Annotated in this window: 24 protein-coding genes; 13 read left to right on the top strand and 11 right to left on the bottom strand. The window is 65.2% G+C overall.

Annotation, left to right across the window (positions count from 1 at the left end; translation table 11 throughout):
- Nucleotides 1-507 precede the first annotated feature (507 nt).
- Together WC597_RS16495 and WC597_RS16490 are read right to left on the bottom strand one after the other, a co-directional pair.
- Nucleotides 508-978, bottom strand: coding sequence for a hypothetical protein (locus WC597_RS16495; RefSeq protein WP_372695092.1), 471 nt, complete (start codon nucleotides 976-978; stop codon nucleotides 508-510).
- Nucleotides 979-1,310: 332 nt separating this feature from the next.
- Complete coding sequence (locus WC597_RS16490; protein WP_372695090.1) at nucleotides 1,311-3,071, bottom strand: P-loop NTPase fold protein; 1,761 nt, start codon at nucleotides 3,069-3,071, stop codon at nucleotides 1,311-1,313.
- 327 nt (nucleotides 3,072-3,398) lie between these two features.
- On the opposite strand from WC597_RS16490, the gene WC597_RS16485 reads away from it, so the two are divergent.
- From WC597_RS16485 to WC597_RS16475, 3 genes are all read left to right on the top strand, one after another.
- Entirely contained in the window at nucleotides 3,399-3,707 is a 309-nt protein-coding gene (locus WC597_RS16485) for a hypothetical protein (RefSeq protein WP_372695088.1), read from the top strand.
- Nucleotides 3,708-4,196: 489 nt separating this feature from the next.
- Nucleotides 4,197-4,658, top strand: a complete 462-nt coding sequence (gene queF, locus WC597_RS16480) for a preQ(1) synthase (RefSeq protein WP_372695094.1) — start codon at nucleotides 4,197-4,199, stop codon at nucleotides 4,656-4,658.
- Nucleotides 4,659-4,692: 34 nt separating this feature from the next.
- The gene (locus tag WC597_RS16475; protein WP_372695086.1) at nucleotides 4,693-5,565 is read left to right on the top strand and encodes a DUF817 domain-containing protein; all 873 of its coding nucleotides are present in this window, start codon (nucleotides 4,693-4,695) and stop codon (nucleotides 5,563-5,565) included.
- On the opposite strand, the gene WC597_RS16470 is transcribed toward WC597_RS16475, so the two are convergent.
- Together WC597_RS16470 and WC597_RS16465 are read right to left on the bottom strand one after the other, a co-directional pair.
- The gene (locus tag WC597_RS16470) at nucleotides 5,537-6,199 is read right to left on the bottom strand and encodes a DedA family protein (protein ID WP_372695084.1); all 663 of its coding nucleotides are present in this window, start codon (nucleotides 6,197-6,199) and stop codon (nucleotides 5,537-5,539) included. The genes WC597_RS16475 and WC597_RS16470 overlap by 29 nt on opposite strands.
- A gap of 72 nt (nucleotides 6,200-6,271) precedes the next feature.
- Nucleotides 6,272-6,865 carry a nitroreductase gene (locus tag WC597_RS16465; protein WP_372695082.1) on the bottom strand — a complete coding sequence of 198 codons (594 nt, stop codon included), beginning with the start codon at nucleotides 6,863-6,865 and terminating at the stop codon, nucleotides 6,272-6,274.
- 45 nt (nucleotides 6,866-6,910) lie between these two features.
- Here WC597_RS16465 and WC597_RS16460 point away from each other — a divergent pair, with 45 nt between their 5' ends.
- Together WC597_RS16460 and cysE are read left to right on the top strand one after the other, a co-directional pair.
- On the top strand, nucleotides 6,911-7,537 hold the full coding sequence (locus tag WC597_RS16460; protein WP_372695080.1) for an NUDIX domain-containing protein: 627 nt from the start codon (nucleotides 6,911-6,913) through the stop codon (nucleotides 7,535-7,537).
- A 20-nt stretch (nucleotides 7,538-7,557) separates the two neighbouring features.
- Nucleotides 7,558-8,385, top strand: a complete 828-nt coding sequence (gene cysE, locus WC597_RS16455; RefSeq protein ID WP_372695078.1) for a serine O-acetyltransferase — start codon at nucleotides 7,558-7,560, stop codon at nucleotides 8,383-8,385.
- A 7-nt stretch (nucleotides 8,386-8,392) separates the two neighbouring features.
- Here cysE and WC597_RS16450 read toward each other — a convergent pair whose 3' ends face one another.
- On the bottom strand, nucleotides 8,393-10,480 hold the full coding sequence (locus WC597_RS16450; protein WP_372695076.1) for a TonB-dependent siderophore receptor: 2,088 nt from the start codon (nucleotides 10,478-10,480) through the stop codon (nucleotides 8,393-8,395).
- A gap of 54 nt (nucleotides 10,481-10,534) precedes the next feature.
- Here WC597_RS16450 and WC597_RS16445 point away from each other — a divergent pair, with 54 nt between their 5' ends.
- Both WC597_RS16445 and WC597_RS16440 read left to right on the top strand, forming a co-directional pair.
- Nucleotides 10,535-11,734 carry a DUF1624 domain-containing protein gene (locus WC597_RS16445; RefSeq protein ID WP_372695074.1) on the top strand — a complete coding sequence of 400 codons (1,200 nt, stop codon included), beginning with the start codon at nucleotides 10,535-10,537 and terminating at the stop codon, nucleotides 11,732-11,734.
- Nucleotides 11,735-11,829: 95 nt separating this feature from the next.
- Nucleotides 11,830-12,039, top strand: coding sequence for a DUF3126 family protein (locus WC597_RS16440; protein WP_135195287.1), 210 nt, complete (start codon nucleotides 11,830-11,832; stop codon nucleotides 12,037-12,039).
- A gap of 87 nt (nucleotides 12,040-12,126) precedes the next feature.
- Here WC597_RS16440 and WC597_RS16435 read toward each other — a convergent pair whose 3' ends face one another.
- Nucleotides 12,127-12,900 carry a LytTR family DNA-binding domain-containing protein gene (locus WC597_RS16435; RefSeq protein ID WP_372695072.1) on the bottom strand — a complete coding sequence of 258 codons (774 nt, stop codon included), beginning with the start codon at nucleotides 12,898-12,900 and terminating at the stop codon, nucleotides 12,127-12,129.
- Nucleotides 12,901-13,010: 110 nt separating this feature from the next.
- Between WC597_RS16435 and WC597_RS16430 the strand changes: the two genes are divergently transcribed.
- Nucleotides 13,011-14,384 carry an alpha/beta hydrolase family protein gene (locus tag WC597_RS16430; RefSeq protein ID WP_372695070.1) on the top strand — a complete coding sequence of 458 codons (1,374 nt, stop codon included), beginning with the start codon at nucleotides 13,011-13,013 and terminating at the stop codon, nucleotides 14,382-14,384.
- Here the strand turns inward: WC597_RS16430 and WC597_RS16425 are convergent.
- Together WC597_RS16425 and WC597_RS16420 are read right to left on the bottom strand one after the other, a co-directional pair.
- Nucleotides 14,365-15,165 carry a DUF4198 domain-containing protein gene (locus tag WC597_RS16425; RefSeq protein WP_372695068.1) on the bottom strand — a complete coding sequence of 267 codons (801 nt, stop codon included), beginning with the start codon at nucleotides 15,163-15,165 and terminating at the stop codon, nucleotides 14,365-14,367. The genes WC597_RS16430 and WC597_RS16425 overlap by 20 nt on opposite strands.
- Before the next feature lie 72 nt (nucleotides 15,166-15,237).
- Nucleotides 15,238-16,587, bottom strand: coding sequence for a serine hydrolase (locus WC597_RS16420; RefSeq protein ID WP_372695066.1), 1,350 nt, complete (start codon nucleotides 16,585-16,587; stop codon nucleotides 15,238-15,240).
- A gap of 212 nt (nucleotides 16,588-16,799) precedes the next feature.
- On the opposite strand from WC597_RS16420, the gene WC597_RS16415 reads away from it, so the two are divergent.
- On the top strand, nucleotides 16,800-17,498 hold the full coding sequence (locus tag WC597_RS16415; RefSeq protein WP_372695064.1) for an AIM24 family protein: 699 nt from the start codon (nucleotides 16,800-16,802) through the stop codon (nucleotides 17,496-17,498).
- A 55-nt stretch (nucleotides 17,499-17,553) separates the two neighbouring features.
- Here WC597_RS16415 and WC597_RS16410 read toward each other — a convergent pair whose 3' ends face one another.
- Nucleotides 17,554-17,796 (bottom strand): DUF2164 domain-containing protein, encoded by a 243-nt coding sequence (locus WC597_RS16410; protein WP_372695062.1) that lies wholly within the window; start codon nucleotides 17,794-17,796, stop codon nucleotides 17,554-17,556.
- Nucleotides 17,796-19,682, bottom strand: coding sequence for an ABC-F family ATP-binding cassette domain-containing protein (locus WC597_RS16405; RefSeq protein WP_372695060.1), 1,887 nt, complete (start codon nucleotides 19,680-19,682; stop codon nucleotides 17,796-17,798). Before WC597_RS16405 ends, WC597_RS16410 begins: the two co-directional genes overlap by 1 nt.
- A gap of 47 nt (nucleotides 19,683-19,729) precedes the next feature.
- Here WC597_RS16405 and WC597_RS16400 point away from each other — a divergent pair, with 47 nt between their 5' ends.
- The 4 genes from WC597_RS16400 (at nucleotide 19,730) to WC597_RS16385 (ending at nucleotide 21,325) form a co-directional block, all read left to right on the top strand.
- Nucleotides 19,730-20,020, top strand: a complete 291-nt coding sequence (locus WC597_RS16400) for a type II toxin-antitoxin system Phd/YefM family antitoxin (protein ID WP_372695058.1) — start codon at nucleotides 19,730-19,732, stop codon at nucleotides 20,018-20,020.
- Nucleotides 20,021-20,097: 77 nt separating this feature from the next.
- Nucleotides 20,098-20,505 (top strand): type II toxin-antitoxin system VapC family toxin, encoded by a 408-nt coding sequence (locus WC597_RS16395; protein ID WP_372695056.1) that lies wholly within the window; start codon nucleotides 20,098-20,100, stop codon nucleotides 20,503-20,505.
- Nucleotides 20,506-20,583: 78 nt separating this feature from the next.
- Nucleotides 20,584-21,003, top strand: a complete 420-nt coding sequence (gene ndk, locus WC597_RS16390; protein WP_159844937.1) for a nucleoside-diphosphate kinase — start codon at nucleotides 20,584-20,586, stop codon at nucleotides 21,001-21,003.
- 121 nt (nucleotides 21,004-21,124) lie between these two features.
- Nucleotides 21,125-21,325, top strand: coding sequence for a hypothetical protein (locus tag WC597_RS16385; RefSeq protein ID WP_159844934.1), 201 nt, complete (start codon nucleotides 21,125-21,127; stop codon nucleotides 21,323-21,325).
- A 75-nt stretch (nucleotides 21,326-21,400) separates the two neighbouring features.
- On the opposite strand, the gene WC597_RS16380 is transcribed toward WC597_RS16385, so the two are convergent.
- Nucleotides 21,401-22,036 (bottom strand): M13-type metalloendopeptidase (locus tag WC597_RS16380; protein ID WP_372695053.1); only part of this gene is annotated, 636 nt, incomplete at its 5' end.

Raw genomic sequence — 22,036 nt, 5'->3', positions numbered from 1 at the left:
ACACCAACATCCCGAACTCGCCGCCTGACATCCGCCAAGCCGCCACCGTTAGACCTCAGGAATGAGGGGTCCTTATTCGACGCCGATCACACCGCTAACGGGGTCCCTTTTCCACGCCGATCCACAACCCACCGCTCCGAAACGCGATTTGCCAGATGTCACCGGTCAGAAAACGAAGCGCTCCTTCTAACCGAGCCCGCTGACCTTCCCAGAGGTTGGCGTCTGCTACGGCAACATCCAAAGCGATGACTCTTGTCCATCCGTCCTCGGACTCGCTCCTTAGAACAAAGCGATCAGCCGCAAATGCGGCGATCGCGATAGAGAGGAAGTCCCAGGCCGTCTGCGACGGTGGGCCGGGGAGGTATTTCCTGGCGGATTCGTGGAGGTGTCCGCCTAAGCCCGGCTGGGCATATGAACCTGCGTGATAGAGCGCGACCCCGATCGTGTCATTTGAGAGATGCGCGGCTACCGCGTCAGCGACTATGGGTGTGGCGACAACGCGAGTGGCTACCATTCTGACATTTCCCCGTAGACCGCCGTCGTTATCGTCGTGACCAGCTCAGCGACGTGATCTTGGCTGAGGTTCGTTCCCGCCGCTTGAATGGCTGGAGTCGCAATTGCGTCGGTCACCTCGCGAACAAGGGCTCGCAGATCGTTCTCACGAGAGATAGCAAGTTGGGGGGGTACGTTTTCGGCCGACTGGCCTTGCTCTGTGACGACAGAGCCGAACACGAGTTCCGCAATGAACGAGCGCGTCGCGATCAAGACGGTATAGTCATCGATGGCCGCAGGATCGAACTGATCCAGTCCCGCAAGCGCCTCGGTTAATGCTTCGCCGATAGCCGCTCTTATAGTATCTTCGTCGACGATACCCGGTGGGCAGAATGCATCCACGATGGCGTTGATGGCGTCTCCGACTTCGCCTCCAGTAAGAGAACGAAGGTCGAACCCATTCGGCGCAACAGGTTGGCCAGCCACCGCTTGGGACAGGGCTGAGAGAACGCCACCGCCCACGCGAGCAGCGCGCCCGAGGCGGTGGGCTCCGGGGGCGCCCCCGCCGGCCGAACCACGAGAGTAATGGCCCAAAGCTCTGCGAGCGTCAGCACGATCTCCAGTCGTAAGAAACCGCTTCATCGATCGCCGCATTCCTGAGCTGCGTCGCGGCTCCAGGACTTCGTCAGCACCGTCATTTGGTGCAGCGGGGCCTGGCCCGTCGCCGTCCCCATTACCTGGGACTGGATCCTGGTTTGCCCAAGACGGTACGAGCGGCGAACCACCCCGAGCCGACGGCTTCGATTGCGAAGTACCCATTAATTCCCCTTCGGCAGCAACTTGGCGGTCCTGAGCAGGAAGCCTGTTGCTTTGTGCATTGTGTCGGCCTGCAAGGTGGCGACGAAGGCAGTAAGCTCTTCTGCGGCGTCGGCCGACTGTTTGGCCAGGATGATGGCGCCGTGGACGCCTTCCGGGGCTTTGGTCCAATCCTGCTCCCGCAGGTGCGCTATAATCTCGCCCATGACCGCGCGCTGGTCAGAGGGCGAGAGATCTCCGGCGATTTTTTCGCCCGCCGGCGAGTTCACACTCGTTGCGGCGAGAAGTGCTTCCAGCGCGTTCGCTGCCGCTTCCTTCAAGCCCCCACGATTGATGGACGTGGCCATCACATCGCGGCTGAGGAAAACAGCCGGTCGCCAGGTCGCTGCATTTTCGAAATGCGGCTCCATTTCCCGCCAGTTCTCGATGAAACTCTCGTAACCCTTCCACTCGGCAGGAAACTCAGGCCGCTTCCCTTTGATCTTGCCCTTCGCGTTGAGGAGAAGCTCGGCGTCCTTCTCTTCCATGACCAGGCCGTAGAGTTTCTGAGAAGCCTTGGCATCGGTGCCGCGTTCAAAGATCGCGAGCTTGGCGAGTGTCGCCAAATCAACGTTCATCTTGCGAGAAGCAGCGAGGGTCTGCCGCAACGTGATCGCGTTCAGCAGCCGCTTCACGATGCGCGGATTGCCGTTGATATTGGGCGCGGTTGCTAGAATCGGGGCCAGCCGGTCGCAGACAGCCAGCGCGTCGAGGAGATCTTTTGGCTGCCCTGCGAGATCATTGATGGTTTTCCGGTCGAACGTGCTTCCCGACCAACTTGTCTGAAGGGCATGCATCAAGTGGGCTTGCACGGACTGTAATTTGTTTGGGGCCAAGAGACCTACAAACAATGAGTACATGTAAGCCCGAACATCTTCGATGCTGACTTGCGGGACGTGCATCGGCACTTGGATGACTTTATCCAAGTAGTCGTGAACGTGCCGGGAATTGATGTCTCCGAAATGCTTCGTGACCGAATGACGGATCATGTCCTCGTCGGCCGCGATGACGAACGCGGTCCCCTCGATAAACAGGAACAGCCGGATGGCCTCCAATGTCCCAATGGCGACGTCTGGTAAGCATCGGTCGAGATTGTCGATGAACAGGACTAGAGGCCTGTTGAGGCCAAGGACAATCTCACCAAATTCCTCACGGAACGCCGCGATCTCTTTGGGAGGAGTCCGGGCTTTTTCGGGCTTGATCAGCTTCGACCAAGTCTCTGCCGCAGTTTTCCCACCCTCCCGAATAGTGGCGGCATCATCGGCCTCACCTTGGCCGGCGATGAGCGAGCCAATAGCGCCGCCGGCTTTCGTTAGAAGTCCAGGCGGCACGCCGAAGGCCATCCCGATTCCGAAATCAGCCGCCATTCCGAGTGCGCGGAAATAGTTCACCCGGCCAGCAAAACTCTTGGCTTTGTCCAAGAGAGTCTGATCCGATTTTGCTTCCTCCAGGAGGCGCTCGGCCACGACCTCCATCAACGCCGCTTTCGCGTCGTCGAAGCCTTGGTAGAGCCACGCGTCAAATTTTATGATGATCGGACTCGGATCGGAGTCCTTCAGCCGCTTTTCTACCAAACTGAGAACTGTCGATTTTCCGGTGCCCCAAGTACCGAAGACCCCAATCGATATAGGCAACAACTTGGGGTTAGTGGCGAGAGTGGCTACTTGCTCGGCCAACTCTGTGAAATTTAGGAAATCCTGATCTGTTTCACTGTCGCGCCACATAATTCCCCCGCTCGTTAAGGATACCCTACAACTAACGCGATTGGAAAAGCGAGTCATAGCCGCAGGGCGATCCGCGTCGAGGCGCGGCGGGCTTTAGGCTTCGCCCTGAGCTTCCGGCTGCGCCGGTGATCTCAGCCCATCCGGGTTGCAATCCCTATCGCGAAGAGCTCGGGGCGTTGCCCCTGGCGCACTTCGGAGAGGCTTCCGCCCAGCTTCTCTCGCGGTGCTCGTTGCAGCCGGGTCCCCGCGAAGTCTCCCGCTCCGTTTGCTCCCCCAGTCTCGCCGACGGGCAAGGGTTCAGTACGAACCCAAACCCCAGAGGCGGATATGAAAAAGGACTATTCAATCACACGGACACACTGGAACGGAATCGAGATCGAAATCAGGTGGAACGCCGACTATCTGGTCTATGACGACAGAACCCATATGGCCCATCTGGAAGTGGTGAGTGTTTCACCCGAGCGAGCGCCATTGCCGATCACCGAGACAGGCTACAGATCGCACTTCACCCCCAAAGCGGCGATGGACGGTTACGACAGTGCGGGGGCCTTCGTGGAAACGTGGCTCGATCAAGCATCGCGTTCGCCGGAATGGACGGCATTCGATCAGGCGAATAGGCAGCTTTCGCTGTTCTAGGCGGGTGGGATGATTACGGTTCGCGCGGACGTTCGCCATTACCGTCAGCCCTTGAGCCGGCGTGGCTTTGCGCGTCTTCGGCGCAGAGTGGGCTACGGCGGCCTTCGACTGACGCCTTGTGAAGCCCTACCGCTAATACAGACAGGCGGCCCAAATCATTGGACGCCGTCGCCGACTCCAGCCACCTTTTGTTGTCCGCGTAAAGAATTATCTACACGAACTCTACACGGTACTTTGCACCGAAAAATTCTTTTTATCTTTCAGATAATTATATCGGCGAACGATGCCTATCTTTCTCCCTATGGGAGAAGGTGGCCCGGAGGGCCGGATGAGGGTCGGCCGGTGGGCCAGGTCGCACAATTCGACCCTCACCCTTTCGCGCAAGGACGACGGCTATCGCCGCCGTGCGCTCAAGCCCTCTCCCAATGGGAGAGGGAAGTCGGAGCGGGGAGGATTTTCAAGCCGGTCGCAAGCGCCTAAATGCCCCGCATGACCCACTATACCGACAACCTCAGCCAGCTCGGCGCCCAGACCGCCGCCCCGACCAGTCCCGAGACGGCGGTGCTGGAGCGGGTGCCGAATCCGCATGCGGATACGCTCTATCTGGCCCGGTTCACGGCGCCCGAGTTCACCAGCCTGTGCCCGGTGACGGGCCAGCCCGACTTCGCCCACATCGTCATCGACTATGCGCCGGGCGAGTGGCTGGTCGAGTCCAAGAGCCTGAAACTGTACCTGACCAGTTTCCGCAACCACGGCGCCTTCCACGAGGACTGCACCGTCGCCATCGGCCGGCGCCTGGCGGACCTGCTGGAACCGAAGTGGCTGAGGATCGGGGGGTATTGGTACCCGCGCGGCGGCATCCCGATCGACGTCTTCTGGCAGACCGGCGCGCCGCCGGAGGGATTGTGGCTGCCGGATCAGGGCGTGCCGACGTATCGCGGGCGGGGGTGAGGGCTTGCGTCCTTCTCCCGCAAGGGGAGAAGGAATGAAACAGCGCCTTCCCCTCGAAGCCTGGGGCCGACGTCTCCTCACCCGGGCCAAGGCTTGGGCTGATCGATCCCGGCCGCGCCGCTATGCCTACGAGTTTCTGTGGTTCGGGCTGAAGCAGGGGTGGGCGTGTCTGTTTGGCGGGCTGATGCTGGGCTTGATCCTGGCGACCTTCCTGTTCTGGCCGGAGGGGGCGCCGGTGTCGCGCTACGACTTCCTGGCGGTCGGGGCGGTGCTGATCCAGGCGGCGATGCTGGCGTTCCGGCTGGAGAGCTGGGAGGAGGCGCGGGTGATCTTCCTGTTCCATCTGGCGGGGACGATCATGGAGCTGTTCAAGACCGCGCACGGGTCGTGGATCTATCCCGAGGACAGTCTGCTGCGCATCGGGGCGGTGCCGCTGTTCTCGGGCTTCATGTATGCGGCGGTGGGCAGCTATATCGCGCGGGTGCAGCGGATCTTTCACATCCGGGTGCGGGGGTATCCGCCGCTGTGGACGACCTGGGCGCTGGCGGCGGCCATCTATGTGAACTTCTTCGCCCATCACTGGCTGCCGGACGTTCGGATCGCGCTGTTCGCGGCGACCGTGCTGCTGTTCGGGCGGGGGTGGTTCTATTTCACGGCGGATAGGCGCAGGCGGTCGATGCCGCTGCTGCTGGGATACGGGCTGGTGGCGACGTTCATCTGGTTCGCCGAGAACCTGGGCACGCTGGGGCGGGCGTGGGTCTATCCTGGGCAGGAGGCGGGGTGGGAGATGGTGTCCCTGGCCAAGCTGGGCAGCTGGTTCCTGCTGATGATCATCTCGGTCGTGCTGGTGTCCATCGTCCACCGGCCGGAGGACGAGATCAGCGGCTCTCCAGCGCCCCGCGCATGATGGCGGACTTGCGGCTCATGCGGGCCTTGACCAGGCGATAGACGACGGCGACGACCAGAATGGCCAGGGCGATGGCGCCGATCAGCAGGGTGGGGCCGTGGGCCTCGCTGAGGACTTCCATCTTGGCCAGGCCCTGAGCCGCCAGATAGCCGGGCGCCAGCATGGCCAGCACCCAGACGATGCCGGACGTGACGTTGCCGAACTGGAAGGCGCGCTGGCGCATCCTGAGCATCCCCAGCGTCAGCGGCACGAAGGCGCGCAAGGGGCCGAAGAAGCGGCCGACGAAGATCGACAGGATGCCGTAGCGACGGCAGTACAGGCGCGTCCAGGCGATGCGACGACGGTGCGGCTTGAACATCGGGCGCTGCAGGAAGCGGAAGCCCAGACGGCGCCCCGCCCAGTAGGAGACGGCGTCGCCGATCACTGCGCCGACGACGCAGCCGACGATGACGTTGACCGGATCCAGCACGCCCGCCGCGATCAGCCCGCCCGCTGCGACCAGCAGGCCGGTGGCGGGCACGAAGGCGCCGATGACGGCCAGCGACTCGACGAACACGACCAGGCCCAGCATGACGCCGGCCCACATATGGTTGCGGGCGATGAAGTCGCCCACGGCTTGCAACAGGGAATCCATACGTAGGCCTTGGGGGAGAAAGGCGGGGTCGGTCGAGGTCTAACCGACGCAGGGCGACCTTATGTCACCGGCTTACGGCAGGCGTGTGACCTTGGCGGCGATATCCGGGCGGGGGCGTTCCAGCGGCGGCTCGTTCAGGGTTCCGATGTGGATGAAGCCAGCGACGGTCTCGCCTTCGGTCAGTCCGAACAGGGGCGTGGCCTGGGCGTCATAGCTGTACCAGTCTGTGATCCAGCTGGAGGAATAGCCGAAGCCGGAGGCGGCGTGTTCCAGGTTCATGCAGACGGCGCCGGCCGAGAGCTGCTGCTCCCAGATCGGCTTGGCGTCGGGGATCGGGGTCGAGACGACCAGGATGGTGAGGGGGGCGGCCGTCAGCTTCGCCAGGACCGCCTGATCCTTGGCCGGTCGGTTATTCAGTTCGGCCAGCACCGCCAGCCGCTCGGCGATCTCGGCGCGCGATTGCGGCCCCATGACCACGAACCGCCAGGGGAACAGCTTGCCGTGATCCGGCGTGCGGGCGCCCAGGGTCAGGATCTGCTCCAGCTCCGCCTCGGACGGGCCGGGCGCGACCAGGGCCTGGGCCGGGGCCGAACGGCGCGTCGCCAGCCGGTCGAGAAAGGCCTGTGACGGAACGGGCAGGGGCAGCGGTTCGTTGAGCGCGGTCATGCCGTCTAGCTAGGTTTTCGCTACCGGCTTCGCCATAGGTGAATCATGAAGATTTCCGACGAACCGAAATGGGCGAAAGGCTTGTCCAAGCCGCCGGCGTGGCGCAGCGAGGGGACCGAGACCGTGTTCGACAGCCCGTGGCTGGCCCTGACCCGACATCCGGCGACAGCGCCGACGGGGCATGCGGCCGACTATGCCGTGGTGCGGTTCAAGAATGTCGGGACTGGCGCCCTTCCCGTACATGACGACGGCACGGTGACCCTGGTGGGCCAGCAGCGGTTCGCCCTGGCCAACTATTCGTGGGAAATGCCGGAAGGCGGCGCGCCTCTGGACGAGGATCCGTTCGACGGAATTCGGCGCGAGCTGGCCGAGGAGGCGGGGCTGGAGGCCGAACACTGGCTGCCGGCGCTGAAGGTGGAGATGTCGAACTCCGTCACCGACGAGATCGGCATGACCTGGATCGCCTGGGGCCTGAGCCCTGCGGCGACCGCGCCCGATCCGACCGAGATCATCGCCGTAGTGCGCGTGCCGTTCCTGGATCTGCTGGACGAGATCGGGCGCGGGACGGTGCGCGACAGTCTGACGGTGGCGACGGCCTACAAGGCCTATCATATGGCGATGAACGGCGAACTGCCTGAGGCGCTGGCGCGCGCCTTGCTAGGGCGCGTATGATGGGCGCGAAGGAACCGGTCATGACCAAGCTTGAAATCGTCGCGGAAGCCCAAACCGACAGCGTGTGGCGCCAGCTGCGCGCCTCGGCCGAGGCCGCCTCGCGCGAGGAACCGCAACTGGGCTCGCAGATGAATGCGGTGATCCTGTCGCACGACGATCTGGCCGGCGCGCTCAGCTTCCAGATCGCGCGCAAGCTGGCGGACGGCGAGATGAGCGCCATGTCGGTGCGCGAGGTCTGTTTGTCCGCATTCAAGGCCGATCCGTCGATGGTCGAGGCGGCCGAAGCGGACCTTCAGGCCGTGGCCGAGCGCGATCCGGCGATCCGCAACCTGTTGCAGCCGTTCCTGTATTTCAAAGGCTTCCAGGCGCTTCAGGGCTGGCGCGTGGCGCACTGGCTGTGGGGACAGGGGCGCGAGACCCTGGCCTTCCACTTCCAGAGCCGCATCTCCGAGCTGTTCCAGCTGGACATCCATCCGGGCGCGCAACTGGGCAAGGGGCTGTTCCTCGACCACGGCACCGGCATCGTCATCGGCGAGACGGCGGTGGTGGGGGACGACGTGTCCATGTTGCACAACGTCACCCTGGGCGGGACGGGCGCCGAGCGCGGCGACCGCCACCCCAAGATCGGTAAGGGCGTTCTGCTGGGCGCTGGGGCCAAGGTGCTGGGCAATATCCACGTCGGCGACTACGCCAAGGTCGCCTCCGGCTCGGTGGTGCTGAAGGCCGTGCCGTCCGGCTGCACCGTGGCGGGGGTGCCTGCCCGGCTGGTCAACTGCCCGACCGAGGCCGAACCGGCGCGCACCATGGATCACACCTTGGCCGAGGTGGTGTACGACTTCGTCATCTGATCGAGCCTCACAGCGCGATCCTGAGCGAGGCGCGCACGCTGCGGGGCGCGCCGGGGAAGATCCACAGGGCGCTGTAAGAGCTGGCGGCGTAGCGTTCGTCGAACAGGTTATCGACCTCGATGCGAGCGGTGACCTGGGGCGTCAGGCTGTATTCCAGCGCGGCCTTGGCCTTCCAGTAGGCCGGCAGGCGCACCGGGTTCAGCGTCAGGGCTCCGGCCCGGTCCCCGACGTAGGCGCCGCCGGCCATCAGCGACCAGTTTGTGCCGTGCGCAGTGGCGAACCGGCCGATGGCGAACAGCGAGCCTGAGTGCTCGGGCACGTTCAGCACGGCGTCGGTGGCGAAGGCGCTGTCGTCGGCCTTGGCGTCGGTCCAGCTGTAGTTGGCCACCACCTGCCAGGCGTCGTCGATCCGCAGGGACCCGTCCAGCTCGATCCCGCGCGTCTTCAGCTTGCCGACCGGGGCCAGGAAGTTGGAGTCCACGGGATCGGTGGTCAGGATGTTAGACTTCTCGATGTCGAAGACGGTGGCCGCCAGATCCAGCGCGTCCCAGGCGCCGGCCAGGCCGATCTCGTAACCCTTGCCGTCTTCGGGCGCGAAGCCCGAACCGTCGCGACCCGTGCCTGAGTTCAGGACGAAGGACTGACCATAGCTGGCGTGGGCGGTCAGGTTGTCGGTCAGTCGGTAGCGGGCCGCGAACCGGTATTTCAGCGGCGTGTCGCTGGTCTCGCCGACGGCGCCGTTCCGGTTGTTGCGGATGGTCTGATCGTAGTCATCGAACCGCAGCCCGGCCAGCAGGCTGAGGCGGTCGTTCACCTCCCACAGGTCTTGGGCGTAGAGGGTGACGACCTCGCGGGTTTCCAGATTGTCGGTGAAGGGCAGGGGCGTCGGCGGCGTCATCGCGCCATAGACGGGGTTGAAGATGTTGATCGGATAGGGATTGGCGGCGGTCGGATTGATGCGCAGCCACTTCTCGCCATAGGTCAGCTGATACCCCTTCACGCCTATGCCGATGTTGTGGACGCCCAGGCCGGTCGGGATGACGCCGTTCAGCTCCAGCCGGGCCGACAAGTCCTCGACGGTGAAGTCGCGGCCCCGGCGCTGGCGCCACAGGGTGTCGCCGACCAGGCGAGAGTGGTCGCTGGACAGGCCTTTCAGCGAGCCGCCGCGCCAGGCGACGCCGCCGTTCAGCCTCCAGCCGTCCTTGATGCGGTATTCGCCGGTGATCTGGTGCCGCTCGTTGCGGAAGCGGGTCACGCCGTCGCCGGGCTCGCCATAGTAGTTGGATTCGGGCAGGGCCAGGGCGTCGCCGTTGATCGCCGGCATCCCCCGGTCGAACAGGGTGGTGAAGGTCGTGAACTCGCCCACATAGGTCAGGCGCAGGTCAGCGTTGGGCCGCCAGGTCAGGGACGGGGCGATCACCGTGCGGTCCAGGCCGACATGGTTGCGCCAGCCGCTTGAGGTCTCGCCTGCGACCACCAACCGCCCGGCCAGGGTTTCCGAGATCGGGCCGGTCAGGTCCAGCTCGCCGCGCCTCAGGCCGAACGAGCCGACCGTGGCGGTGAAGACGGCGCCGGTCGCAAAGCGCGGCGTCTTGGACACGATATTGATCCGTCCCGCCGGGTCGATGTCGCCGAACAGGGCGCCGGGCGGCCCCTTCAACACCTCGATCCGCTCGGCCGTGGCCGGGTCGCGGGGCGGGGCCATGCCCCGGTTGGCCAGGAAGCCGTCGACGTAATATTCGGCGCCTCCGTCAGGCGTGCCCAGGAAGCCGCGGATAGCGAAGTTGTCCATGACGCCGCCGCGGTTGTTCTGCTGGCTGACGCCGCTGACCAGCTCCAGCGCGTCGGCCAGACGCGTCGCGCCGACCGCCTTGATCAGGTCGTTCTCGATCGAGCGGCTGGACGGCGACATCGTCTCGGTGATCGGCCCGGCGCCCAGGGTCAGGTCGCGCGGCGCCTGACGACGGCCCAGGACCACGATCTCGCCCACCGTCTGGGGTTCGACGGCCTCGACAGCGACTGGCGCATCGACGGGGGCAGGGGCGTTGGCGGCGACCAGCAGGCACGCGCCGGCGCAGCTCAGGAGGAGGGACAAGGCAGACCCCGTTTGTAACGTTATACTATATCGGCTATCCGTTCCGACATGACGATGTCAACCATTGCAACGCTTGTTCCCGCCTCCGCCGCTCTGACAGCCGCCCCGATCCGGGCGGTGGGTCGGATCCGATCCATCGACGCCCTGCGCGGGCTGGTAATCCTGCTGATGCTGGTCGATCACGCGCGGGAGTTCTTCTTCTTCCACGCGCAGGTCCCGGACCCGATGAACGTTGCGGAGACGTCGCCCGACCTGTTCTTCACCCGGTTGTCGGCGCATTTTTGCGCGCCGATCTTCGTCGCCCTGACCGGACTCGGCGCTTGGCTTTATGGGAACAAGCAGGCGGCGGGGGAGAATGGAGCCAGGGCCGCGTCCGGTTTCCTGTTCAAGCGCGGCCTGTTTCTGGTGGTGCTGGAGTTGACGGTGGTCAGCTTCGCCTGGAGCTTGTCGTTCACGCCCGAGATCATCTACCTGCAGGTGATCTGGGTCATCGGCCTGTCGATGATCGCGCTGGCCGCCCTGGTGCATCTTCCCAGATGGGCGCTGATCGCGGTCGGTCTGATCCTCGTGCTGGGTCACAATCTGTTGGACCCGATCAGCGTCGCGGCCGGCCAGCCGGGCCATCTGCTGTGGGCCATTCTGCATGATCGCAGCCTGATGGACATGCCGTGGGGCGGACAAGTGCGGACCTCCTATCCGCTGTTGCCGTGGATCGGCGTGGCGGCGCTGGGTTACGCCGTCGGGCCGTGGTTCGTGGGCGAGCAGAGGACACGGTTGCGGCGGCTGGTGCTGCTTGGCTTCAGCGCCCTGGCCCTGTTCGTCGTGTTGCGGGCGATCAACATCTATGGCGATCCGACGCCGTGGGCGGTGCAGGCGACGCCGATCCAGACGGTGATGAGCGTGCTGAACCTGACCAAATATCCGCCGTCGGCCGACTTCCTGCTGCTGACGCTGGGCGTCGGGGCGCTGATCCTGGCGGGGCTGGAGAAGGCGCCGGATCGGCTGGTGGGCCTGCTGGCGGTGTTCGGCGGGGCGCCGTTGTTCTTCTATCTGATCCACCTCTACGGGCTGCATCTGCTGAACCTGGCGGCCCTGGCCCTGTTCGGCGCCAATCAGGGCGACGGCTTCAGCGTCTCCAGCGTGGGCTGGCTGTGGTTGCTGGCGGCGCTGGTCGCCGTGCCGTGCTGGTTCGCCTGTCGCTGGTTCGCTGGTGTTAAGCGCAACAGTTCGCAGTGGTGGATGAAGTATCTCTAAGATCGGGGCGGTCAGGGAAAATGCGCATCGCCGGTTTCCCTGAACCGCCGATGTCTCTAGGGTCCGCCGCCAACGTTCAGACCATGAGGCCCCCCGTGAAAGACACCGACCTGAAGCGCATCGAGGCCCACCTCAAGCGCACCTTCAACACCGGCGGCATCATCCTGAAGGCCCGCCCCAAGCAGAACGACTCGGCCGAAGTCTATGTCGGCGACGAGTTCATCGGCATCGTCTTCGAGGACGAGGACGAGGAAGGTTCCTTCATGTTCGAAATGGCGATCCTGGCCGAAGACCTGCCGGAATAGGCTTTCGTCCCCAGATTCGTCCCAAGACGTGATCGCCCGGCCTCGACCGACGCGGGGCGATCACGGCACGACCGGCGGGTGGCGCCTCTAGAGCCAGCCCGCTTCTTTCAGCACAGGGCCATGGGTCCGGCTGACCGGCGCCGTCAGGCCGCCGACGAGGCGTATCTCGCCCGTTCCGCGCCGCCAGCGCACCTCTTCCACCGCATCGGCCGCCACCCACCACGAGCGATGGACCCGCCATCCGTGAGCCCGCGCCAACTCGTCCAGCGCATCGGCGAACCGCAGGGTGATCAGCTCCGCGCCCGCATCGGTATGGACCCTCAGATAATGGTCGTGCGCCTCGATGGCGATCAGGCGGGCGCTACGTCGTTTGGCTGACAGCCGCTGCCTGAACGCCGCCTCGGCCTCGGGCAGGGGCGGGACGACGAGAGTGCGGGTCTCCACTCGCGTGGGCAGACGCCGCCAGACCAGGGCCCTGACCGCCATGGCCGCCAGCATGATGGGCCCGACCTGCCACAGCAGCGGCAGATAGATCGACCAGCGATGCTCTGCGAACATCAGGTGCTGGGTCACGACGACGAACAGGGTCACAAGCGGCGTGGCGAGCGCCGAGGTCACGGCAACGCGTCTCCACAGGATTGGTAGGCGACGGCCCAGGCTTTCGTCCACGGCGACCGCGATCAGGCCCCCGCCCAGCATGCAGATCGTCCAATAGGTGTAGCGACTTACGAGGGGCGCATTGTCAGAATCGAACGGGCCGAGAAACCCGAGCAACAGGCCCATGACAGCGAGCATGACGGCGTCGACGGCCCAGCGCCGCGCGGTCGTCGCCCCGATGATGGTCTTCGTCTTGTGACCCATGCCGTCCCGTTCACGCACCCACGGTGCCGTTCGCGAAGTCGGGCCTAGCGAGCCGCCGCGCGACCGGCAATGGCGTTTGGCGAGAACTCGCAAACCGGATCGGAAAACCCGTGTCGCAATCCTGGCTCGTCGCCGCCCTGACCCTCATCATTTCCATCATCGCGCATCCAGCGACAGCCCAGGCGCCGGGGGGTGACGTGGATGAGCGACCCGATCCGGCCGTGGTCTGTCATGTGGGCGTATATCGGCTGGATGACGGCAGTTGGGTGGATGTTGCGCCACTGGCGAACAAGGGCCTGCGGTGGCGGCGGCTGGACGGATCCACGGCCAGGATGATGTTGGACGCCCAGGGGCATTGGGTCAGCACCCTGGGATCCACTACGCGCGTCGAAGGTCCGCAGCCGCAACTGGGATCCTGCGACGAAGGCCGGATGGTCTTCGGGGAACAAAGCGGCCGCCGCCTGACCCAGGACGTGCGCGACACGACCTTCGTCGGTCAGGGCGGGACGCACCTGAACGGGCGGCTGATCCTGCCGCCGGGGGATGGACCGGTCCCGATCATGATCGAGGTGCATGGGTCGGAGGGCGCCAATGCGCTGGACTTCAACGCCTTCCAGCGGTTCGCCCCGGCCGAGGATGTCGGCGTGTTCGTCTACGCCAAGCGGGGTTCGGGCGGATCGGAAGGGCAATACACCCAAGACTTCTATATCCTGGCCGAGGACGCCGCCGCCGCCGTGGTGGAGGCCCGTCGGCTGGCGGGAGATCGGGCGGGCCGGGTGGGCCTGCATGGCGGCAGCCAGGGCGGCTGGGTCGCGCCGCTGGCCGCCAGCCGGACGCCTGTGGACTTCGTCATCGTCGGCTTTGGTTTGGCCTATGGGGCGCTGGCGGAGGACAGCGATCAGGTGATGCTGGACCTGAAGGGCAAGGGTTGGGACGCGGACGTGCTGGAACAGGCGCGCGAGATCACCGACGTGACCGGCGCCTTCATCGCCTCGCACGGCGAGGTCGGGTTTGCGGGTCTGGAGGCCGTGCGGGCCAAGTATCGCGCCCAGCCCTGGTTCGCCGACATCAAGGGCGAGTTCACCGGCTTTCTGCTGACCACGCCGAACGCGCAGATCATCGCCATGGCCCCCGTGCTCGATATCGGAACCCCGTGGGACTACGACCCACTGCCGGTGCTGAGCGGGCTGGACACGCCGATGCTGTGGATTCAGGCCGAGGACGACCTGGGAGCGCCGCCCGAGGCCACGCGCCAGCGGCTGATCGATCTGGCGGGACAGGGCCGGCCGGTCACCCTGCTGGAATACCCCGACACCGACCACGGCATCGTCCGGTTCGAGACGGCGGCGGACGGCAAGCGCACGTCGATCGGCTATGCGCCCGGCTATTACCAGGCGGTGCTGGACTGGGCGAAGATCGGGCGCCTGGACGGGGCCTATGGCGACGGTCGTTTGCTCGCCGTGCCTAGCCCGCGTGGGCGATGAAGGTCAGGGTGTGGGTATAGCTGCGGTAGGGCGTCGGGGCGCCGGCGGGCGAGGCCACGCGGTGGCGGACCTGGGTCATATAGGCGCCGGGATCGCCGACCTTCAGCGTCAGCAGGCCAGAGGGGTCCGTCTTCAGTTCGGCCTCGATCTTCTTGCCGTCATACTGCCCAGCCTCGCGGAAGACGGTGACGGCGGCGTTGGCGACCGGCTGACCGTCGAACAATAGGCGGAAGGGCGCGTCCTCGCCCGCGACGATGTCGTTGGGCTGGATCAGGGGCTGAAGCTCAAGCCCTTGGCCCGAGGGTTTCAGGGCCGCATCGTCCGGATCGCCACGCACGACATAGACGTCGGCCGTGGTGATGCTCTGGACATCGACCAGTTCGGCGCCGGGCGGGGGCGCCTCGTCCTCCTCGCCGACCATCTTCCAGCCGGACGGGGTTTCGTACATCTTGGCCGCGCGGCCCTCGCGTGCGCCCGACGACAGGCGATAGAGGCCGTCCACCGGCGTCGGGGCCTCGAACACCGCCAGATCGCGCAGATAGGTGACGGCGGTGATCGGCGTGTCGCCGTTGGGCCCGACGATGTGGAAATGGTCGGAGCGCATGACCACCTCGGCGTTGAACACGTCCTCGGTGAAGGCGGCCTCGACCGTCACATGGTCGCGGTTGGTGGCGTCGAAGACATTGGGCCGCAGATAGGGCGAGTGGGCCTGGGCCGCGCCGGCGCTCCAAACCGCGAGCAGGCTGGCCAGCAGGCCGGCGTGGATGGTGGTTCTGGTCATGGCCGCGCTCCGTTGGGTCGTCGCGGTTGTCTATAATATTGCGAAGCGTTTGCAAACAGACCTGTTCGGCGGCTACTCCTTTTGAGCGATGCTGTCGCGACCGTCGCGGCTGAGGATCAGGCCCGTGACCGCACCGGAGGCGCTGCGCAGGAAGGTCGTCTCGGCCCCCGCTTCGGACGGGCGGAAGACGTCGGCGGATTGCGGGATCAACGCGATGGCGTCCCGGCCTGTCGCCTGGCTCGTCAGCTTGCCGTCCTCTACCGACACGGTGATCGAAGACATCGGCGTCAGGGCGTAGACGCCGGAATAGTCCTGCAGGGTGTCGGGCGCCGGGACGGTGATTCCGCTCGTGTCCGCTTCATCACGGGCGAAAGCCAGAAGGGATGCGCCCAGCAGGTCCGGGGCCGAACCGTTCAGATTGCCCAAGACGACCACCGTCATGCGGCGATCCGGGTCATAGGCCATATAGGTGTTGAAGCCGTCGAGCCCGCCCGAGTGGGCGATGGTCGTCTGACCTTGCGCCTTGGCCACGAAGACGCCGAAAGCATATTGATCGCGCACGGGCGTCGTCAGCAGCGCGAGCGAAGCGGGGCTCAGCAGCCGACCGCCGAACAGCCCCTGTTCCCATTTCAGCAGGTCGTGGGTGGTGGAATAGAGACCGCCGGCGCCCTGCGGAATGCTCATGTCCCAATAGTCGGCATTGACCACTGCCTTGGCCGACGGCGCATAGCCAGAGGCGCGGCGCGGCAAGACGGAGGCATTGCTGTCGTAGCCGCTGTCGCTCATGCCCAGCGGGGTGAAGAGAGCCTCGCTGAGGAATTCTGCGTAGGATTTGCCGCTGGCCTTCTCGATGACGGCGGTCAGCAGGACATAGCCCGAGTTCGAATACTTCCGCCCTTCGCCGGGCTGGAAATCCAGGGGGTGATCGCGGAAGCGCGCGATCAGGCCGTCCACCGTGACGGGCAGGGTCTTCTGTGATTGAAAATCATCGAAGCTGGTGAAGTTCGGGACGCCGGCGGTGTGGGCGAGCAGGCGTCGCACCGTCACCTGGTCCCAAGAAGGCGGCGCGTCCGGCACCCAGGTCTTCACCGGCGCGTCCAGATCGACCAGGCCGCGTTCGTTCAGAATCATGATGGCGACGGCCGTGAACTGCTTGGTGAGCGATCCCAGGCGGAATTTGGTGTCGCCGTCGTTGGGGATCCGCCACTCCCGATTGGCTAGGCCATAGCCCCGATCCAGCAGGATCTCGCCGTCGCGCGCGACCAGAACCGACCCCGAGAATGCGTCCGCGTCAGCGGATGTCTGCACGAGCCGATCCATGCGCGCGGCGTCTTGAGCCTGAACCGGGCCGGCGATGGCGACGAGGGCGATCAGGCTCGCAAGCGCGAAAGGCGCGCCAGAGCGGCTGAGGGGCTTGAACATTCTCGATCTCCACGGCGGGTCCGCCACGCCGTGACAGAAGGAGAGCGCTATCTGCCGCAACGGTCGCCAAGCGTCACCTTAAGGATCGGCAACCTCGGCTTGGCCGCGCCCCAGCCCGTAAGATTGCGAGGCGTTTGCGATATTATGGACTTGCGCGACCGAGGGTTGATCGCCCACGCTAAGCTTTCCAGAAATCACTGTTTGAGGTCTCCATGCCCGTAAAAACCGTCGCCGAGTTCGTCGCCGCCTACAAAGAGAAGGATGTCAGCGCCGAAGCCTTCGAACTGGAGAACCAGTATCTGCTGGAGGTGCGGCTGAACGGTTCGGTCTGGGCCAAGTCCGGGGCCATGGTAGCGCGGACGGGGCAGGTGAAGTTCACCCGTCAGGGCCTGATGGAACAGGGCCTCGGCAACCTGCTGAAGAAGGCCGTCAGCGGCGAGGGCATGGTGCTGATGAAGGTGGAGGGGCAGGGGCGCGTCTATCTGGCCGACACGGGCAAGAAGATCACCCTGCTGCGGCTCGATAACGAGACCATCTTCGTCAACGGCAACGATGTTCTGGCGCTGGAAAACGGCGTCAGCAACCAGATCACCATGATGAAGCGCGTTGCGGGCATGATGTCCGGCGGCCTGTTCAATGTGAAGCTGAGCGGCAGCGGGATCGTCGCCATCACCTCCCACTATGATCCGCTGATCCTCAAGGTCAGCGCCGCGACCGGCCCGGTCTTCACCGATCCGAACGCCACCGTGGCCTGGTCGGGAAGCCTGTCGCCGGAGATCGCCACCGACATCTCGTTCAAGACCCTGGTGGGCCGTGGCTCGGGCGAGAGCATCCAGATGAAGTTCGCCGGCGAGGGGTGGGTCGTGGTCCAGCCCTATGAGGAAACCTATATGCAGGCCGCCAGCAACTGACGGGGGCGCGAGCGGGGCGCATGTCGCCCCGCTCGCATCACCAACGGTGTGATCGTTACCCGAGCCGCTCCAGGCCGTAGAGGGCCTCGACGATGTCTTCGGCCTTCTGCTGGACCAGTTGCTGAGCGTCGCGGACCCCGCGGTTGTAGAAGGCGCCGCCGATCTCCTTGCCGATGAAGTCCAGCAGCATCTCGGCGGGAAGCTGGCCCAGCTCCTGATCCAGTTCGCGGGCGAAATAGTCGCGCAGCTTGCCGGTCGCGGCGGCGCGTTCCTCCTTGGAGAATTCAATCGGCTTCATCAGGAAACCTCGGCCAGGGCTTCCTCCGCTGCGACCCAGGCGGCTTCGGCCGTCGCGAGGTCGGCTTCGGTCTTGGCGCGGGCGCGGGTCAGGCCTTCCAGGGCTTTCGGATTGTTGACCGAGGCGGTGGCCATGTCGTCGTCGATGCGGGAAATCTCGGCCGTCAGGCGGGTCATGTTTTCCTCGGCCTTCTTGACCGCGTGACGCAGGGTCGAGGGCGAGGGGCCTGATTTCTTGTCGTTCTTCTTGCCCTTGTTGTTCTGGGCAGGGGCGGCGGCCGCCTCTTCCTTCTTGATCTGGCTGGGCTTGGATACGGCGGCCTTGGCGCGGTCGAGGACGAATTTGGCGTAGTCCTCCATGTCGCCGTCGTAGGGCTTCACCGTGCCGTCGGCGGCCAGCCACAGCCGGTCGGCCACCATCTCCATCAGCGAACGGTCGTGGGTGATCAGGATGACGGCGCCGGTGTAGTCGTTCAGCGCGTCGAGAAGGGCCCGGCGGCTGTCGATGTCCAGGTGGTTGGTCGGTTCGTCGAGGATCAGGACGTGGGGCGCGTCCATCGCCACCATGTTCAGCAGCAGGCGCGCGCGCTCGCCGCCCGACAGGCTGTCGACGGTGGTTTCCTGCTTCTCGTAGCCCAGGCCGAACTGGGCCAGTTTGGAGCGGCGGGCGCTTTCGGGCGCGTCCGGCATGGCGCGGCGGATGATTTCCAGCGGCGTGTCGGTCGGGTCCATCGCCTCGATCTGGTGCTGGTGGAACCAGCCCACGCGCATCTTCTTGTCGCGGTGCAGTTCGCCCTCGGAGACGTTCAGGGCGCCGGCGATCATCTTGGCGAAGGTGGACTTGCCCGCGCCGTTGACCCCCAGCAGGCCGATCCGGTCGTCCAGGTCCATGCGCAGGTTCAGATTGCGCAGGATCGGCTTGCCGACATCATAGCCGACATTGGCTCGCTCCAGCCGGATCAGCGGCGGCGCCAGGGGGCGGGGCGGCGAGGGCAGGGTGAAGGGGGCGACCCGCTCCTCGATGGTGGTGGCCACGGGCTGCATCTTCTCCAGCCGCTTCATGCGCGACTGGGCCTGGGCGGCCTTGGAGGCCTTGGCCTTGAACCGGTCCACGAAGGACTGAAGGTGGGCGCGTTCGGCGTCCTGCTTGGCCTTGGCCGACAACTGCAGCCGGGCCTTTTCGGCGCGGGCCTTTTCGAAGGCGTCGTAGTTGCCGGTGTAGAGTGTCAGGGTGTGGTTCGCGAGGTGCAGGATATGGGTGCAGACCTCGTTCAGCATCTCGCGGTCGTGGGAGATGATCAGGGCGGTGTGCGGGTATTTCTTCAGCCGCGCCTCAAGCCACAGGGCGCCTTCCAGGTCGAGGTAGTTGGTCGGTTCATCGAGCAGCAGCATGTCCGGCTCGGCGAACAGGGCCGCCGCAAGGGCGACGCGCATGCGCCAGCCGCCCGAGAACTCGGACATCGGCCGGGCCTGGTTCTCCTGGTCGAAGCCCAGGCCGACCAGGATTTCGGCGGCGCGCGCAGGGGCGGCGTCGGCGTCGATCTCGATTAGGCGAGCCCAGATCTCGCCCATCTCTTCGGGGGGCGCCGTCTCCAGCCGGCCCAGCAGGGTGTGGCGTTCGACATCGGCTTCCAGAATGGTGTCGATGACGCTGACCGGCGTCGCGGGGTGTTCCTGATCGACCGAGCCGATGCGGGCGGTCTTGGGCAGGCTGATCTCGTCGCCGGCGGCGTGAAGCTCGCCCAGGATCAGTTTGAACAGGGTGGACTTGCCAATGCCGTTGCGGCCGACTAGCCCCACCTTGGCGCCGGGCGGCAGGCTGACGGAGGCGTCCACGAGGAATTTGCGGCCCCAGGCGTTGAAGGTCAGGTCGGTGATCTGGAGCATGGGAGGCGCAATGGACTTTCTGACCGGTCATCTCTATATGACCAGTCATGACGTATGATCTTGTAAGCGGCGAGGTCGTCATAACGGCGACGGAGTTCAAGGCCAAGTGCCTGGACCTGCTGGATCGCGTGAACTCGGGCGAGATCCGCAGGGTTCACATCACTAAACGCGGCAAGGAGGTGGCAGTCATGGCCGGCGCCGCTGCTCATGAAGAGACGGGCGACTTCATCGGCTGGCAGGCCGGGAGCGTCATTCTACCGGACGATCTGGATATCGACGGCCCGATCTACGACCCCGAATTCGATGGGGTTTGTGACCCGATGAGCGGCCTCCGTTGAGCCTGAGGCCGAGAGGGGCCATCGGTCGAGGGCTGACGGCTCTGTCGAATGGCGGGCGGACAAAGGCGTCGGTCCTTTTGGACACCAACGCCATCATCCGGTCGCAACTGGATCGCGACTTTGGGGCTGAGGCTCGCGAGGCGATAAATGCCGCGCAGCGCGAGAATGGAATATTGGTGTCGGTCGTCTCCGCACGGGAGATTGGTTTGCTGGCTCGCAACCGGCAAAGTCCGACAGGGCGACTTTTTCAACCCGACGCCGAGACGTGGTTCGACAATGTCATGCGGGCGCCGGGGGTTCGGATGGCCCCGATGAGCCACCAGATCGCATTTGCGGCATGGAATCTGCCGGACCCGATACATGGCGATCCAGCGGATCGTTTGATGATCGCCATCGCTCGTGAACTGGATGTGCCGCTGATCACCCGCGACCGCGCCATCCTCGACTACGCCGCCGCTGGGCACGTCCGCGCCATCGCCTGCTGATAAGACGGGCTTGGCGCGGGGGCGGGGCGTCGCTATAAGCCCGCGACCTTCATTCCCCCTAACAAGAAGTCACTTTCCATGACCGAACGCACCTTCTCGATCATCAAGCCCGACGCCACGCGCCGCAACCTGACCGGCGCGATCAACGCCGTGATCGAAGGCGCCGGCCTGCGCATCGTCGCCCAGCGCCGCGTCAAGCTGACGACCGAACAAGCCCAGAAGTTCTATGAAGTCCACGCCGAGCGTCCCTTCTACGGCGAACTGGTCGAGCAGATGACCGCCGAGCCGGTCGTGGTTCAGGTGCTGGAAGGCGACAATGCCGTCGCCGCCTATCGTGAAGTCATGGGCGCCACCAACCCCAAGGACGCCGCCGACGGCACGATCCGCAAGCAGTTCGCCCTGTCGATCGGTGAAAACTCGGTCCACGGCTCGGACAGCCAGGACAACGCCAAGATCGAGATCGCCCAGTTCTTCACCGACGACCAGATCGTCGGCTAAACGCTCAAGTCGCGAGGGACTTATCCTTCGCATAGCGTGGCTATATAGGCCCGCGTCCGGAACCGGACGCGGGCCCTGTCGTTTGATCTTCATCGATTCATCCCCCTCCCGGAGAAGACCCATGAAGACCATGATCAAACTGGCCCCCGTCATCGGCGTCGTCGCCCTGCTGGCCGCCTGCGGCAATACGATGGAACAGCGCGCCGCTACCGGCGCCTTGGGCGGCGCTGTCGCCGGTCAGGTTCTGGGCGGCAACACGGGTTCGACCGTGGCCGGCGCCGCCATCGGCGCTGTCGGCGGCGCGGCGACCACGCCCCGCTAAATCCAGCTTAAACCTGGATAAGGAAAAGGCCCGGAGCGTACGCTCCGGGCCTTTTCTGCGTCTGAGATCCGGCGCTTACCAGATGCGGGCGCGGGCCTCGGGGGCGATATATTCCTTCTGGTCCGGCGAGACGCCGAAGGCCGCATACCAGGCGTCGATGTTGCGCGGCGAGGTGGCGGCGCGCACCGAACCGGGCGAGTGCGGATCGGTGGTCAGCTGCTCCTTCAGCGCCGCCTCGCGCGACTTCTCGCGCCAGACCTGCGCCCAGCCCAGGAAGACGCGCTGATCGCCAGACAGGCCGTCGATCACCGGGGCCGGCTGGCCGTTCAGTGACTTGTGATAGGCATCCAGCGCCAGCAACAGCCCGCCCAGGTCGGCGATGTTCTCGCCCATGGTCAGGTCGCCGTTGACGTGAACGCCAGGCAGGGGCTCCAGGCCGTCATAGATGTCGCCCAGCACCTTGGCGCGCGCCTCGAAGCGGGCGGCGTCCTCGGCCGTCCACCAGTCGCGCAGCACGCCGTCGCCGTCGGACTTGCGCCCCTGGTCGTCGAAGCCGTGGGTGATCTCGTGGCCGATGACCGCGCCGATGCCGCCGTAGTTGACGGCCGGGTCCGCGTTCGGATCGAAGAAGGGCGCCTGCAGGATGGCGGCCGGGAAGACGATCTCGTTGCGCGGCGGGTTGTAGTAGGCGTTCACCGTCTGGGGCGTCAT

Source organism: Brevundimonas sp. (genome assembly GCF_041648115.1).
GTDB lineage: Bacteria > Pseudomonadota > Alphaproteobacteria > Caulobacterales > Caulobacteraceae > Brevundimonas.
The sequence above is the reverse complement of the archived record's forward strand: the minus strand, read 5'-3'. Positions and strand labels throughout refer to the sequence as shown.